Raw genomic sequence first — 13,272 nt, 5'->3', positions numbered from 1 at the left:
GCGGTTTAGCGGTTTAGCGGAGGACTATCCAACAATATAATGGCTTTGATTAGGCTATTTACCCATACCTCGACCACACAACATAAAACTCTGTTTTATATATTATTAACATAAATTTTAGGTACAAAAAAACCTAACCTCAAACACCATTTTAGCGTTATTGCCGCAACAGTATCGAAGATTAGGTTTTAGTTTGTCAGCCTTTTCAAGCAAAGACGCTAGGGCTGGCTCGGTAGCACCGCATATAACAGTATATAAATCACAATTTCATTAACTTACATTAGTCGTATTCGGTTAATAACAGTTTAATTTCACGACTAAAATCGCCGCCATATTTAGCATCTCGCAAACCGTATTCAACAAACGCTTTCATATAACCAAGCTTATCGCCACAGTCATGGGATTTACCCGTCATATTAAAAGCTTCCACCGCATCAGATTTAATCAGCATATCAATAGCATCAGTTAATTGAATTTCATCCCCTGCGCCCGGCGGCGTTTGGGCTAGTAAATCCCAAATTTTTTCGGACAACACGTAACGACCAACCACGGCTAAATTTGACGGCGCTTGACCCACTGCAGGCTTTTCAACCATTTTATACACTTTGACTGACTCTCCAGCCATCACGGTTTCACCAGCGCAATCTGCAATGCCGTACTTATTCACTTGCTCATCAGGTACAGGGGCCACCATAATTTGACTGCCTTGGGACTCCTGATAACGCACCAGCATAGAAGCTAAGTTTTCAGTTCGCTGATCCGCTGAGTAGGCATCTAAAATGACATCGGGCAACACCACTGCAAATGGATTATTTCCAATACAGGGTTTTGCACATAATATCGCATGGCCTAAGCCCTTAGCCTCACCCTGACGCACATGCATAATGGTGACATTTTTAGGGCAAATAGACTGCACTTCATGTAATAACTGACGTTTAACCCGTTTTTCTAAGGTTGACTCTAACTCGTAAGATTTATCAAAGTGGTTTTCAATTGCATTTTTACTGGCATGAGTCACCAATACAATTTCTTTAATTCCCGCACTGACACATTCATCAACAATATATTGAATTAAGGGTTTATCAACAATGGGTAACATTTCTTTAGGTATGGCTTTGGTAGCTGGCAACATACGCGTGCCTAAACCTGCAACGGGAATGACAACTTTCATAAAATATCCTTATTTAACTAGCGCTAAATTGTATAGTAAAAGTAAAACTAAAATGATTTTCGAGCCTTTCGCTGAGGCTCAGAAGGTAAATAACGAACCGACCAACACAGGGTTATTATGGTTAAAAACAGTAACGTATTGGCTGGTGCTTGTAGATGGAAATCAACCGAGATATGCAAGAGCATATATACGATAGCCATAGCACAACCAAATGCGATACCCTTATAAAGCTTGTTATTGCGTAGATACATTGTTCGACAAGCAAGCCAAAACGAATACAACACCCAAGCGCCTAATATCACCGTCATAACAACACCATACTCAATTACAAATTGCACATATTCATTATGGGCATGATCATAAAAACCAGAGTAAAACTGGGGTTGGTATTGCGGAAAAACCGTATAAAAGCTGCCTCCTCCTGTACCTGTAAAAAGATTATCTTGAATGATAGGTAAGCTATCAATAACCACATTATCGCGGGTTTCTGAAGCAAAGCTGGTCTCAGCTAAGCGCTGCTTAACTTTTTCAATCCCAAAAATCGAACCAACAATAATCAAATCTAAAATAAAAATACTGATAACTAAGGGTTTAAACAATGTCGGCGGGCGGCGGTAAATAAATAATGCAATAACCGACATCAGGCCTAAAGCAGCAAAAAAGCCCGCATTGCCCATCCGCGAACGGCTCATTATTAGTCCTATAACCATCAACACGATTGCTAAACGTAAAATTAATTTTCGACTTAATAGTGTTGATATCATCCCGATAAGCATGGCGCGCTTATCTTGATCGTGCTTAGTGGTTTTAAGCTCTGATAACAGCCAACCAAACGCAATGCTTAAACATAAGGCTAAATAATTAGCAAAATGATTTTGATACACAAAGGATCCACGGGCCTTTTCGCCATCACTAAAACCTAAAATGGGCGAGGCATCTAACTGCAGTAGATTCAGAATCACCCCATAAAAAGCCTGCAAACACCCTGATAAGATAATTGCTATAAACAGCCACCTTAAAGTTTTAGAATGCTGACAATATTGGCTTAATAAGAAAATAAAAATTGAATAACACAGAGTCTTAAGGAGTTGTTGTTGAGTCTGGTAAGGGTCGACACTATCAATACCTGGAAGCCAATTAAGATACTGTAAAAATAAATATATCAATAACAGCCCTGGGGGGAGCAATAATTGCTTTTGCCACTGGTAGCGAAAAAATGCACTATCATGCTTCAGGCAATAGCCAAGATGTACTATCCCCAGTGATATTGTTGTAAATTCAAGGATCGCCAACGCCCAAATACGATTACTGCCTAAAGGGATTGGCATCCAAATAATCACCACACACAGAGCCAATATCATAAAATGATCAAAGCGTCCGCTGAAAACCTTCGTTGGTTTGGCAAGAGTATCCATTAACGACACAGTTCCTTTTCAACCCAGTTTTTATCTTTGGGAGTAAACTCTGGGGTGATAAATTTAAAGTAGGTACATACTATTGGCGTCATGTCATATTGCGTGGCTAAGCGCTTCAAATCAGTGCGCACGTCCCAGCTAGCCATAGCTGAAATCCGCGCCGTTTCAAAAACGTTTTTCTTTTGTACTAGGGTTAACTGAGGCCAATATGCAAAACCGATGGCTAGAATTTGGTGCAATACTTCAGGGGTATAAGGACCGTACAGTACAGCCTTATCTAATAAAGGCCATACTTGTGACACATCATGCTGAATGAAGGCTAAATTATATGCGTAATCACTATAAGCATTAGGCCATGTCGGCCTTTGGGAAATGGCATTGGTATATAACTGGTTAAATAGTGCGTTATTGGCAGCGGCAAAATTTGCATATACGCCCCACTCCATGACTTTTGCCAAGGTCAATAAATAGTGAGGGTTTTTACTATCAAGGTTATAAGCATTATCAGCGGCCAATAATGCCGCTGAGTATTGAAGCTGGGTAGGAGGGTTATTTTTCTGCCAATGATCAATATAGAATCGGGATTTAAAATGATACGCACTGGCCATGCCTTTTTGCACAATAACCGGCAATATCGCCGCTAGCAAAAGGAGTAAAAATACATATATCAGCCTTTGCCTTGACCAAGTGAAGTTTTTTATCATTTTAAACTTCAACATTTTATGTCATCACCTTATGATTATTGAAATAGCGAATTAGAAATAGTTCTGGGCATCTCTGTCGTTAATGCAAAAGCGTACTCTTCATCAACTAAGCTACTAACCAATTGCTTTGCTTGGGCAATTTTAGGTGGGCGACGTTTTAAGGAATGGCAATCTGAAGCGATGATGGAATAAAAACGCTCTTTTAAAAATTGCTCACTCAATTGCTGCGGCGCCGAGCCAAAATCGCCAATTAGCGACGCTGCTGTTAACTGAAATAAACAGCCAGCTTGGACAAAGGGCTTAATTCTATGGGGGTGGTTTTGCAGCTCTCTATTACGTTCAGGGTGAGCAATCATCGGTAATACATTTTTACTCAATAACCAGCTAATTAACCTATCTGTTCCCGCTGGGATATGGCTACTGGGTAACTCTAATAGTAGGACATCTTTTTGCTGATAATGACCAATAAAAGGCAATTTATGTTGCTCAACAAACAAGACGATTTCTGGTGAAATCCGCACTTCCGCTGCCGCGCGCAATTCAATAGCAATGTTAGAGCTAACTAGGGCTTGTGAAAGCGCCTTATAAGCTGCAGATATTGAGTTGATATCATTGTCATATATGCCTAGATGGATATGCGGGGTTGCCACCATGCGGGTTACCCCTTGCTCCTGTGCCAAAGCCATTAAACTCAGTGCTTCATCAACGGATTTAGCTCCATCGTCGATATTGGCTAATACATGGCAATGTAAATCAATCATACTTTTATATTGTCCAAGTCAGAAAACGGCTTAGGCTTATCTTTGGCGGCATAATCTGCAAACTGTACAGGTTTACCTTTTGGAGCCTGCTCAGCGCCATAGGCTTTATAGTAGCCATAATCACCTTGATAATGCTGTGCATCTTTAGTATTGAATTGGTTTAGAACGACACCAAATACTTTACTTCTCGCTTGATTTAATTTTGCTAAGCTTAATTTAATCACTTCATTTCGAGTATGATCGGCTTTTACCACTAATACCGTTGCATCACATAACGAAGTAATAATCAATGCGTCACTGACGGCATGTATTGGAGGTGTATCAATAATGATTTTAGTGTATTGGGTTTTAAGTAAGGTTAACAATTTAGGAAACTGGCTAGAAGACAGAAGCTCCTGCGGGTTAAGTGGCACGGCTCCTGCGGGCATAAAGTCAACGTTCGGTTTAACATCGGCAACGATACAATGAGGCAAGCTTTCTGTACCTGATAATATATTAGCAAGCCCTGGCTGATAAGAGGGTAAACCAAAACGCTCGCCCATACTGGATTTACGTAAGTCCGCATCGATTATCAATACTTTTTCCATCGTAGAAAAAGCAAAGCCTAAGTTCATTGAAGTGCTGGTTTTCCCTTCGTTAGGCGTCGATGATGTCACTTCAATGGTAGAGAAGTCACTGCCCATGGCCATTAATGACATCGATGTTCTTATGGTGCGAACCGCTTCTGCATGTAAAGGCTGGTTACTGTCATAAAAGGCGAAGTTAATCTCTTTATAAGTAGCTCTTTTCTTGGCTTTTGGAATATAACCTAATGCCCGCTGCGATAATATTTTCTCTACGTCATCGCTATTTTTAACTGTGTCATTTAACCCATCCAGTATTAATACCATCACCACCCCAAAGCCTAAGCTGGCAAAAAAGGTCAATATTACAATCAGCTTTTTATTGGGTTTAGTAGGATAGATTGGCACAATCGCTCTGTCAGTAAAGCGGGCGATAGGCGAGTCAAAACTGCCGGTCACTTCGGTTTCTTTTTGACGAGCAAGAAAGCTATCAAACAATTGTTGATTAGTATCAACTTCACGCAGCATGCGACGGAAATCAGTATCTATAGTGCTCAGGTTTTGAAAAGAGCCTTTTGATTTATTAAACTGCGCTTCTAACCCCTTCAGCTTACGTCCTGCTGTTTGCGCTTCTTCTTCAATACCTCTCACTAATCTTGCTATTTGGCTATGTAAATTACTCTGTACTGATTTAAGCTCAGCTTTTGCCGCGATCATTTTTGGATGCTTTGGCCCATAAATTTGCTCAAGCTCAGAAACTTTTCTTTCAACAATCACCACTTCACGCTTAACATTTTGAATCGAGGGATGGGAGGTTACTTCAGGTAAGCTTTCTAAACGGCTGATATCAGTAGCACCGTAGCGCCTGACCACGGTAATAAAACTCTCTGCCTGCGCTTTGCGTGAGCGTGCCATGGCAATTTCATCACTTAATCGTTCGAGCTCTTTAGCATCTAACGCTGTGACCCCTTCAACATCAACCAGACCATTCGCCCGCTTAAAAGATTCTAAGCGTGTTTCAGATTCATCTAGCTTTAATCTTAGCTCTTCTAGCCTTCCACCTAACCAAGTATTGGCCTTTTGTGTCATGCCAACCTTTGCTTCCAATTGACTTAAAATATAGGTATCTCCCACCACATTAGCCACTAATGCGGCCAAGGCGGGATCTGAGCTTTCATAACGAATATGGACCAATTGCGTTTTTCTAACCGGTGAAATACTGATATCTTCGGCAAAGGTATCGATTAATTGTTGCTTAACAATTTCTTGGTCAACATTTTCTGTAGCACTCCCTTCAGGCAATAAGTCATCAGGTAGGTACTCTTCGGGAATATATTCTTTTGGAATAAAATCGAGTAAATAGGCTAGTTGACTAAGCAAACTTGGTTCTGAGACAAATGCAGGGTGATTTATTAAATCTAATTCGTTAAATACTCGCTCTGCAATTGAGCGTGATTTTATAATTTCAAATTGAGTTAAATAATATTCTTGCTGCCCTGAATTAATACCATAAACTTCATCTATTTTAATAGCATTAGCCTGTTCTGATTCGATCAATAAGGTAGACTTTGCACTGTATATTGGCGTCATTTTCAATACGACAAAAATAACCAAAGCAGTAATCAACATCGCAAAGGTTAATATGCGCCATTTAAAACGCATAACAGGTTTTATTAGCTTTTTGAAATCAATTAGCTGATCCATTTGAATTTGAGGCAATGGGTTGGCTCGCCTTTCCTGCTGAGTCATTTAAAAGAACCTCTGTTCAATGGTAATAGTATCACCAGCAAAAATCTTACTGTTAATGTTGCCACGCTTGGAGTTTACCTTTGCGCCTTCTCGGGAAATATTGATTTTGTCTTCTGAAGCCCGCTCAGTCAGCCCACCGGCTAGTGCGATGGCTTGGTTAACTGTCATTCCTGGCTGATATGGATAGCCACCCGGTTTTTTAACCTCGCCGTGAATATAAAAAGGTCGATATTCCACCATTCCGACATAGACACTAGGCTCAACAAAATAATCCCCTTTAAGACCCTTATAAACAATTTGCTCCACTTGTTTTATGGTCAAACCGTTAAGTTTAATTGGGCCTAAAAAAGGAAAATTAATGGTGCCACTATTGGTGAGTTGAGTTTCCAAGGTTAAGGCGTCCTCACCATACACTTGAATAATAATGGTATCACCAGCCCCTAATAGGTAACTATCATCAGACTCGACCGCCTCTGCAGTCGATGTCAGCATCATGGATACAAGAGCTAAAACTAGACTTAAAAATAGAAATCTCATGATTGCACCAATAATTACAAGGTCATTTCGGCAGTGATAAAATAGATATTACGATCGTAATCAAAGCGTTCTTGTATTGATGTATTGTCAGCAATATCTGCACCTGCTCTTAGCGTCATCCAGCGCAACACTTCAAAATTGAACGAAACGCGATAAACATTGGTGGTATCTTCACGCTCAAAGCCTGTGTAATCGTCTTGTATTCGATCGTACCCGAGAGTGGTACCAAACAAGTCGCTCCAATCATGGTTCCATTTAACCCCGTAAGTGGTCTCACGAACATAATCACCAAATGTATCAGGGTCCTCACTACTGCGACCGGTATAGAAGTCAAACTGACTATAGGTCAATGGTTTCCAAGTTAACTTGGCATCCCAAGCTACACCGCTAAAATCTTCCCGCTCTTGATTATCAAATGCTTTTTTCTGATAGCCGATCCTAATAGAACCCTCAGTGGTACTGGTTGCTTCCCACTCAACACCTAACTGTAAATTTTGGGTATCACTGTCTCTATCTCCGCCAGGATCCATGACGTCATAAGCGGTTTGAATATATTGGTAATCAAGAAAAATACTAGTGGCTGCTCGAGTATCATAAAAAACGGTAGCCCCTAATTTAACGTTATCTTTATTACGGAACTGGGTTAATTCTTTAAAGTTTGTATATTCCTTAGAATCATATAAACCATTAATCCTAACTCTTGCCGGCGTTGATTTAGCGCCATACTCATAATAACCACCACCCTGAAAAATATCATAGGTAGCAGGTTCTGTTGGCAGTCCATCATCAAAGCCAAAATCGAACACACCAGTACCACGATCTTCGTGACCGTAAAAATACTTAGCTTCAAGATTGAAACGATTGCTTTGATTTAACTCTACCTGAGCGCGAGCTTTTAATAGTGCATCAAGGTAGTTATCGTCGCTACTATCGAAATAATCACCGTACTCAATACCGGCATCAATAGTATAAATGTTATTCCCATCGAGCATCTTTGCCTGCACCGCAGGGGCTACGGTTAATATCCAACTTTCTTCTTCATTTGTACTTCTACTGGCAATATTATCGTCATATTTTAAGCCTGCATTTAATGCTGGAATAAAATCAACACCGGACTCAGTGGTAATTACCCCAGCTTTTTCTTCAGCACTCACATTTGCTATCCCAGCTGAGATGACTAATAGTGTAAATATATTTAGCTTTGTTCTCATTGTTATCACCTATTCCTTTGATTGTGATTTTTAGTAAACATGTTTACCGACAAAACCTTTAAAGCATGTCATAAAGACAATTTTCACATCTAACCAAATAGACCAATTTCTTATATAAGCCAAGTCGAATTCGATTCTTTTTTCCATTTTATCAAGGGTATCGGTTTCACCACGCCAGCCATTTATCTGTGCCCAGCCCGTAATACCAGGTAATACTTTATGACGAAGCATGTAATAGGAAACTAAATGTCTATATTCTTCATTATGGGCAATCGCATGTGGTCTTGGGCCAACCACCGACATATCCCCCATGAGTACATTAAAAAATTGTGGTAATTCATCTAGCGAGGTTTTACGTAAAAATGCGCCAACATTGGTTATTCGTGCATCTCCTTTCTTCGCTTGAATAACCACATTACTGTTTTCAGTCACTGTCATTGAGCGAAATTTCCACACTTTAATTTTTCGCCCATCAAGTCCATATCTATCTTGCTTAAAAATAATAGGACCTTGGGAGTTTAATTTAACCGCGAAAGCAATAACCAATAAGACAGGACTTAAAACAATTAATGCCATAACGCTAAAAGCAAGGTCAAAACTACGTTTATAAAAGCGCATCATCCCGTTAACGGGTGACTCAAACACACTTAAGGTATCAACCTCGCCAACACTGCCTATGCGTGCATGCATTAAGTTTTTCAATAAAAAATCAGGGGTAATGAGCACATCAACTGTGCTGTCGCCTAGCGCTAAAATAATATCGGCAGTTCGCTGCTCCGCAATCATAGGTAAGCAAACATATAATTTCTGAATTTCACCTTTACGTGCAACATCGACAGCATCGTTAATAGTGCCTTTTAGGCAAGATAAGTCTAAGTTTTCAATACGTTCAGGGTCTCGATCATCGTAAAAACCAACACACTCAAAACCTAACTCATCATGTTTCTGTATTTGTTCATATAAACGCTGCCCAGCCTCCGTTAAGCCAACAATTGCAATTTTTTGGACGCTATAGCCCTTTTTACGGCGAAAACGTTTAATCTCACGAACACACAATCGCCAAGTCACTAACGATAAAAGACTTAATACATACCAGCCTCCCACCGTTACTCGTGAGTAAACTTCACTATATTTAAATACAAACAACAATAGGGTCATAAGCACAAAGGCAAGTGTTACATCCAAAGAGACGATCCTACACATGGTAGAAAACCGCCCTGAACGCCATGAGCGATAAAGCCCTAAAGACTCACCAATATAGCTATAAAAAAACAGCACCCCAATCAGCACTAATAAGTAGTCCTTATTGAAAGTAATATTATAGCTATGCATCATGATCATTAATGCGGCGGCAATAATGGCAATATCAAAGATACGCAATAAGAAACTAGAACGGGTACCGACAAATTGAAGTGTTGATGGACTTTCCATTTAGCTCACCTAATTAACTAACGATGCATTTAAATTGATGTTCAATAACTGATACAAAGTATGTTCAACTAATTGTTTAGCTTTGGATATAGAATCACTTTCGGCGTAACATCTAAATTCCGGAGCATTACCCGATGGTCGTAAATGAACAATATTGCCATTAGTAAAACTTAAGCGTAGTCCATCTGTAGAATTAACTTCTAATAATTTATTTTTAGATAGGTTTAATTGCTCAAGTAAATACTCTGGCTGCTGTAAACCTAATTTAATAATTTGTTTACTGCGTTCAGTATTAAAATCTGTCAAACGGTCGCTATGGGTAAAGCGTTGGGGTAATTGTGCTACTAATCCTGCAATAGAGTTAGAATCAGTCTTACTCAAAGCACTATGAAGTACCATCAAAACAGGCAATACAGCATCGCGAGTAGGTAGTGCAGTCAAACTATGTCCATTAACCTCGATAGTAGACTCCAGCAAGAAGCCCCCATTAGCTTCAAATCCAGCAATACGACTACTTTGCCTTTCTACCTCAGAAAACGCGGCTATCACATGGGGGGAGCCAATTTTAGTTCTTACGACTAGATCAAAATAGTGGCTTAGTTCTATGGCGGTATTACAGCTAACGGGTACAACTAATCCATCGATATCTAACGCCTTGGCGGAAAGTAACCCCAGAATGTCACCACGCAGCCAGTTACCTTGCTCATCAGCGAGCAATGGTCTGTCACCATCACCATCAGTGGAAAATAACGCATCAAGCTGATACTCGTGCGTCCACTCGATCGCTTTTTGACAATCTGCTTCACTAACTGCTTCAGTATCAATAGGCACAAAGGTATCACTGCGACCAATGGATATAACCTCGGCACCCAGCTTTTCAAAAATGAGTGGATATAAATCGCGCCCAGCACTTGAATGTTGATAAATGCCAATGCGCTTACCAGTTAACCATGGCGAATCAAATAAACTCACATAACGATCTATGTAATGATTTTCAGCAGCATTATCCACGGTAAGCAAGGGTAGTTGCTCTACGCAAGGATAATAATATTCACTATTTAAAATCGCTATTTCATCGGCTTTAGTAATCTCACCATCAGGCCGATAAAACTTTAATCCATTTCGGTCAAAGGGAATGTGGCTTCCTGTCACCATGATACAAGGAACCTCTTGGCTCATCGAAATACAGGCTAATGCTGGCGTTGGGATAACACCATAATAAACAACCTTTACATCACACAGCTCTAGAGCTGCAGCACAGGCTTGTGCCATCGTAAAACTGCTTGGACGATTATCTATCGCTATTGCGATTGTGTGAACATTAAAAGAGTCTTGCATGGTGTTTAAAAAAGACACTGTGAAAGCTGCGCAGACATCAACAGTGAAATCACATACCAAACCTCTGGCACCGCTGGTTCCAAAACCGATATGACTTGAAGCTATCACTTGTTTTGAATTAAGCATTTGATACGCCTTTTGTTGCTACACGGCCATATCTGTCTTCAAAGCGTACAATATCGTCCTCGCTGAGATAGGATCCCGATTGCACTTCAATTAATTCTAGAGGCACTTTACCTGGGTTTTCTAAGGCATGGATAACACCAACAGGGATATAAGTAGATTGATTCTCAGTTAATAAAATGTCTTGATCGCCATTGGTTACTTTCGCAGTTCCCGATACCACAATCCAATGCTCTGCTCGGTGATAGTGCATTTGCACTGATAACTTTGCCCCAGGCTTGACAGTAATTCGCTTGACTTGAAAACGTCCGCCATGATCGATGGAGTCATATTTCCCCCAAGGGCGATAAACTTCGCGGTGGTGTTGCCACTCGCTGCGTTCATGAGTTTTCAGTTGTTCTACAATATGTTTAACTTGTTGAACATCAGCTTGTTTTGAAACTAAAATCGCATCCTTAGTTTCAACAATAACCACATCATCTAAGCCGATAGTTGCCACCAGTTTTTCAGTGGCATTAACATAACTATTGTTGGTATCTATACCAATAACATCGCCTTTAAAGACGTTTCCATGGGGATCTTTATCTTCAATCTCCCATAATGCAGACCAGCTGCCGACATCGCTCCAACCGCAATCCATAGGCACAACCACTGCATGCTTGGTCTTTTCCATAACAGCATAATCAATTGAGTCTTCGGGACTTGTAATAAAAGCCGCTTCATCGACACGAATAAAGTCTACATCATGAGTAGTGTTGACCATTGCGGCTTCACAAGCGGCAAAAATATCAGGGCTATATAATTTAAGTTCTTGTAAATAAACACTGGCTTTAAACAAAAACATGCCGCTATTCCAATAATAATGCCCAGTGGCAATATAATCTTTCGCAGTTGCTAAATTCGGCTTCTCAACAAACTGAGAAACCTCAAACCCAAGCTCTTCAGCGAGTAACTCACCCCGTTGAATATAGCCGTAACCTGTTTCTGGCGCTGTCGGCACAATGCCAAACGTCACTAATTGGTTATGTTCTGCTAGGGTTACCGCTTTGGTGACAGCCTCACAAAATGCGGTCTCATTCTTAATGACATGATCTGCGGCTAGCACTAATAATAAAGGGTCTTGCCCATTGCGAACCGCATACATAGCAGCAAGTGCAATTGCGGGGGCGGTATTTCGCCCTTCGGGTTCTAATATAATTCCGCTGTTATCTATATTGCCTAAACGAAACTGCTCAGCAACAGAAAAACGATGTTCTTCATTACAAATAACTAAGGGCGCTGAATGAATAATTCCATCTAGTCGGTTCGCTGTTGTTTGCAACATTGAATGATTATCTAACAAAGTAAGAAACTGCTTAGGAAATTGCTGGCGAGACAATGGCCACAAACGAGAGCCTGAACCACCTGCCATAATTACGGGTAAAATCATATTCAACCTCGATAAAAATTATTTTTACAGTGACCAATAGGGAATTTAACGTTAAAAAAGGAGCGATGAGCGTTACCAATCACTTTAATAAGGATTAATTAATGCTTTTGATGAATGTACTTTATGAATATCGGAAAAATTTTAACGCCATTAATAACATACCGACCAAATAACCTTCTTGGTGATTGCATTAATCTAAAAAACCATTCTAGTGATAGTTTTTGAAATATCACAGGCGCTCTTTTTTCCTCACCACTTAAAAATAAAAAGGAAGCACCAACACACAAAGCCAGACCTGAAGCACCTGCCTGTTTAAGTTTTTGGCATAGAATTTCCTGTCTTGGTGAGCCCACGCAAAGAAATATTAATTTAGCAGGATTGGCTAATACAAAATCAACACACTTACCTACTTCAATATCATCATCAATAAACCCCATCGGAGGATTATAATGATTAACTGAGCGTAACTTATATTTAGCTTTTACAAAGGATATAGTTTCATCTGAGCAACCAATAACTGTTATATCAAAATCTTTTTCTGGCAAAGTCTCTATGATTCGTTTGGTTAAATCACTACCTGGAATAACATCTCCGATATCAACCCTAGCCAGCTTAGATAAGAGATTTAAAATTCGGCTATCATTGACAGTAATATCAGCTTTATCATATATAGTTTTAAAGCTTGAATCAGAGTTGTACCTGATGACATGGTCTACATTAGGCGTAACTAGCATTGAATATTCACCATTATAATTAACAATATGATGAACCAGATTATCGGCTGTAAAGTCATTAAAATTCACACCCAAAAAATTATTCTTTTTTGTAAAATCCATTTTA

Annotated in this window: 11 protein-coding genes; all 11 read right to left on the bottom strand. The window is 39.8% G+C overall.

The window, feature by feature from the left end; translation table 11 throughout:
• Nucleotides 1–280 precede the first annotated feature (280 nt).
• The gene (galU, locus tag AB4160_RS10105) at nucleotides 281–1,171 is read right to left on the bottom strand and encodes a UTP--glucose-1-phosphate uridylyltransferase GalU (protein WP_372004481.1); all 891 of its coding nucleotides are present in this window, start codon (nucleotides 1,169–1,171) and stop codon (nucleotides 281–283) included.
• A 47-nt stretch (nucleotides 1,172–1,218) separates the two neighbouring features.
• Nucleotides 1,219–2,586, bottom strand: coding sequence for an O-antigen ligase (locus AB4160_RS10100; RefSeq protein WP_102439061.1), 1,368 nt, complete (start codon nucleotides 2,584–2,586; stop codon nucleotides 1,219–1,221).
• The gene (locus tag AB4160_RS10095; RefSeq protein ID WP_102439063.1) at nucleotides 2,586–3,305 is read right to left on the bottom strand and encodes a hypothetical protein; all 720 of its coding nucleotides are present in this window, start codon (nucleotides 3,303–3,305) and stop codon (nucleotides 2,586–2,588) included. Before AB4160_RS10095 ends, AB4160_RS10100 begins: the two co-directional genes overlap by 1 nt.
• Nucleotides 3,306–3,325: 20 nt before the next feature.
• Nucleotides 3,326–4,051: a tyrosine-protein phosphatase gene (locus AB4160_RS10090; RefSeq protein ID WP_102439065.1), complete on the bottom strand. Its 726-nt coding sequence runs from the start codon at nucleotides 4,049–4,051 to the stop codon at nucleotides 3,326–3,328.
• Nucleotides 4,048–6,363, bottom strand: a complete 2,316-nt coding sequence (locus AB4160_RS10085; protein ID WP_372004478.1) for a GumC family protein — start codon at nucleotides 6,361–6,363, stop codon at nucleotides 4,048–4,050. The genes AB4160_RS10090 and AB4160_RS10085 overlap by 4 nt, the downstream gene beginning before the upstream one ends.
• The gene (locus AB4160_RS10080) at nucleotides 6,364–6,900 is read right to left on the bottom strand and encodes a polysaccharide biosynthesis/export family protein (protein ID WP_102477065.1); all 537 of its coding nucleotides are present in this window, start codon (nucleotides 6,898–6,900) and stop codon (nucleotides 6,364–6,366) included.
• A gap of 14 nt (nucleotides 6,901–6,914) precedes the next feature.
• Nucleotides 6,915–8,111: an outer membrane beta-barrel protein gene (locus AB4160_RS10075; protein WP_102477064.1), complete on the bottom strand. Its 1,197-nt coding sequence runs from the start codon at nucleotides 8,109–8,111 to the stop codon at nucleotides 6,915–6,917.
• A gap of 30 nt (nucleotides 8,112–8,141) precedes the next feature.
• Entirely contained in the window at nucleotides 8,142–9,542 is a 1,401-nt protein-coding gene (locus AB4160_RS10070) for an undecaprenyl-phosphate glucose phosphotransferase (RefSeq protein ID WP_303410612.1), read from the bottom strand.
• Nucleotides 9,543–9,551: 9 nt separating this feature from the next.
• A complete protein-coding gene (locus AB4160_RS10065; RefSeq protein ID WP_303410614.1) occupies nucleotides 9,552–11,006 on the bottom strand; it encodes a phosphomannomutase in 1,455 nt (484 codons plus the stop codon).
• Nucleotides 10,999–12,432 (bottom strand): mannose-1-phosphate guanylyltransferase/mannose-6-phosphate isomerase, encoded by a 1,434-nt coding sequence (locus tag AB4160_RS10060; RefSeq protein ID WP_371999503.1) that lies wholly within the window; start codon nucleotides 12,430–12,432, stop codon nucleotides 10,999–11,001. Before AB4160_RS10060 ends, AB4160_RS10065 begins: the two co-directional genes overlap by 8 nt.
• 98 nt (nucleotides 12,433–12,530) lie before the next feature.
• A complete protein-coding gene (locus AB4160_RS10055; RefSeq protein ID WP_102439080.1) occupies nucleotides 12,531–13,268 on the bottom strand; it encodes a WecB/TagA/CpsF family glycosyltransferase in 738 nt (245 codons plus the stop codon).
• Nucleotides 13,269–13,272 lie beyond the last annotated feature (4 nt).

The sequence above is a fragment of the Shewanella sp. 10N.286.51.B8 genome, from assembly GCF_041469325.1.
Classification (GTDB): Bacteria; Pseudomonadota; Gammaproteobacteria; order Enterobacterales; family Shewanellaceae; genus Shewanella.
This window is presented reverse-complemented; position numbering and strand designations above follow the sequence as displayed.

What these genes read in the sequence shown, in the direction of transcription:
- AB4160_RS10080 (WP_102477065.1), bottom strand. Translation starts at nt 6,900, where the DNA reads ATGAGATTTCTATTTTTAAGTCTAGTTTTAGCTCTTGTATCCATGATG.
- AB4160_RS10060 (WP_371999503.1), bottom strand. Translation starts at nt 12,432, where the DNA reads ATGATTTTACCCGTAATTATGGCAGGTGGTTCAGGCTCTCGTTTGTGG.
- AB4160_RS10065 (WP_303410614.1), bottom strand. Translation starts at nt 11,006, where the DNA reads ATGCTTAATTCAAAACAAGTGATAGCTTCAAGTCATATCGGTTTTGGA.
- AB4160_RS10085 (WP_372004478.1), bottom strand. Translation starts at nt 6,363, where the DNA reads ATGACTCAGCAGGAAAGGCGAGCCAACCCATTGCCTCAAATTCAAATG.
- AB4160_RS10095 (WP_102439063.1), bottom strand. Translation starts at nt 3,305, where the DNA reads ATGTTGAAGTTTAAAATGATAAAAAACTTCACTTGGTCAAGGCAAAGG.
- AB4160_RS10090 (WP_102439065.1), bottom strand. Translation starts at nt 4,051, where the DNA reads ATGATTGATTTACATTGCCATGTATTAGCCAATATCGACGATGGAGCT.
- AB4160_RS10075 (WP_102477064.1), bottom strand. Translation starts at nt 8,111, where the DNA reads ATGAGAACAAAGCTAAATATATTTACACTATTAGTCATCTCAGCTGGG.
- AB4160_RS10070 (WP_303410612.1), bottom strand. Translation starts at nt 9,542, where the DNA reads ATGGAAAGTCCATCAACACTTCAATTTGTCGGTACCCGTTCTAGTTTC.
- galU (WP_372004481.1), bottom strand. Translation starts at nt 1,171, where the DNA reads ATGAAAGTTGTCATTCCCGTTGCAGGTTTAGGCACGCGTATGTTGCCA.
- AB4160_RS10100 (WP_102439061.1), bottom strand. Translation starts at nt 2,586, where the DNA reads ATGGATACTCTTGCCAAACCAACGAAGGTTTTCAGCGGACGCTTTGAT.
- AB4160_RS10055 (WP_102439080.1), bottom strand. Translation starts at nt 13,268, where the DNA reads ATGGATTTTACAAAAAAGAATAATTTTTTGGGTGTGAATTTTAATGAC.